We start from the raw sequence: 1,508 nt of genomic DNA, 5'->3' as shown, positions 1-1,508 counted from the left end.
CGCGGCGGTCGGCATGGTCTCCTGGCCGGTTCTTGGTCGGGGCGGTCTTCTTACGTGCCGTATGGGATGTGGCGTGGGTGTTGGTGGGTTTCTCTGTCCGGTTGGTCTGACGTTACAGATCGGTGCTGATCAACGGGCGCAGGGTGGAGCCGTTGCGGTTTTTCAGCACGTTGAGCTGGCTGGGGATGCGGCGGCTGAGTTCGGTGACGTGGCTGACGATGCCCACGGCTCGGTTTCCGGCGCGTAGTTGGTCCAGGACGTCCATGACTTCTTGCAGGTTCTGTTCATCGAGGGTGCCGAAGCCTTCGTCGATGAACAGGGTTCCCAGGGGGCGGCCGCTGGCTTCCTGGGTGACGACGTCGGCGAGGCCGAGGGCAAGAGCGAGGGAGGCGGTGAAGGTTTCGCCGCCGGAGAGGGTGGAGGTTTCGCGTTCGGTGCCGGTCCAGGTGTCGAGGATTCTCAGTCCCAGGCCGGACTTGAGGCGTCCGCGTCGGCCTGCGTCCTTGTCGGCGGTGTGCTGAAGGAGGTAGCGCTCCGAGGTCATGGCCTGGAGCCGGATGTTGGCTGCCTCAGCGATCTCTTCGAGTCGGGCGGCCAGGACGTAGGCCTCGAGTTCCATGCTGAGGGTGTTGGCTGTGGTGGCGGCGGAGGCGATGGTGGCCAGGCGGTCGGCCAGGGCGTGGCGGGCTTGCAGGGGTTTCAGGTCGTTGAGGCGGGCTGTGAGGGTGGAGGTCAGTTCGGTCAGGGCGGTGACCCGGTGACGGGCCTGCTGGCGGGTGGCTGCGGTCTTCTTCATGCGGTCTTCGGCCTCGAGCAGGGCTTTGGCTACGGCTTGGAGGTCGGCGGGGGGCTGGAGGCTGGCTTCCAGCAGGTTCGAGGTTTTCAGGAGGTCGGTGACGACGGCGTCGTCCTTGCCCCATTGGTCGAGTTCCTGGCTCCACTGGTCGAGGAGCTGGGGGTCCTTGAGGGCAGCGGTTGCCTCCTCGAGAGTCGGGAACCCGGCGTCGTGGGCGGTGGTGGTGGCGGTGGTCGTCGCGTCGCGGTGGCGGGAGGTTGCGTCGGCTGCCTTCTGGGCGGCGTCGATCGCGCCGGACAGGTTTTTGGCGGTGCGGCTGAGTTCGGTGATGCGCTCGTCAAGGGTGGTGGCGGTGCCGCGTGCTGTGGCCAGGGTGTCGGCGAGGGTGCTCTGCTGGTGGGCCAGGGTTTTGGTGCGTGCCTGGCATTCGGTCACGCGGTCCTGGGCTTGTTGGCGCTGCTGGGTGCGGGTGTCGTGCTCTGTGCGGAGGCGGGTCAAGGTCTCCTGGACTGCGGGCAGTGCGCTGGCAGCGTCGCAGGCGGCCCGGTGGGCTGCCTTGGCCTTTTGGAGCTGCGCCTTGAGCTCGTCGCTGGGGGTGGGGCCCGCTGCTCCGGCTGCTTCGGCGTGCTGGGTGGCGAGCTCGTTGTGGCGGCGGCTGGCTTGCGTGTGCAGCGTGTCGGCCTGTTCGTGGAGGGTGCGGGCCTTCTCCTCG

General features: G+C 67.8%; 1 protein-coding gene. It reads right to left on the bottom strand.

From position 1 onward, the window contains the following. Positions 1–112: 112 nt before the first annotated feature. Positions 113–1,508: SbcC/MukB-like Walker B domain-containing protein (locus tag BFF76_RS30465; protein WP_275935687.1), on the bottom strand; the 1,396-nt coding region annotated here is incomplete at its 5' end.

It is taken from the genome of Streptomyces mutomycini (genome assembly GCF_001700505.1).
Classification (GTDB): Bacteria; Actinomycetota; Actinomycetes; order Streptomycetales; family Streptomycetaceae; genus Streptomyces; species Streptomyces mutomycini.
This window is presented reverse-complemented; position numbering and strand designations above follow the sequence as displayed.